Below are 304 nucleotides of genomic sequence, written 5' to 3'. Positions count from 1 at the left end.
TGGAAGAAAACTTCTGGACTGCCAGGAGAAGGACTCATCAGAGACAGGGCTGCGCGGGTTCTTCTACAGGGATGAGACCCATCGCGATATCGTCCTCTATAATCACCAGGCCAGGGAGCATGTTCCGGTCACGGCCCTTGTGCTGCTGTGCCGGCTGTTGGATTCCCATCCCGATAAAATGCTGTGGAAGAGGGGATCCGCCTGTACGGCGAGTATGTGAGAGACTTAATGGCCTGTGCCTCTCCCTATGAAATGCTGCCGGCCGGCCTCTATTCCGAGACGGCGGAGGATCAGGAGCTTTTCC

Annotated in this window: 1 protein-coding gene; it reads left to right on the top strand. The window is 56.6% G+C overall.

What is annotated here, in order from left to right:
- Positions 1-220, top strand: a 220-nt coding sequence (locus tag NE473_RS31075; protein WP_256265637.1) for a hypothetical protein, incomplete at its 5' end; no start/stop codon positions are given.
- Positions 221-304: the final 84 nt, after the last annotated feature.

The sequence above is a fragment of the Hungatella sp. SL.1.14 genome, assembly GCF_024460495.1.
GTDB lineage: Bacteria > Bacillota > Clostridia > Lachnospirales > Lachnospiraceae > Hungatella > Hungatella hathewayi.
Note: the sequence above shows the minus strand (reverse complement) of the source record. Positions and strands in the feature narration are given on the sequence as shown.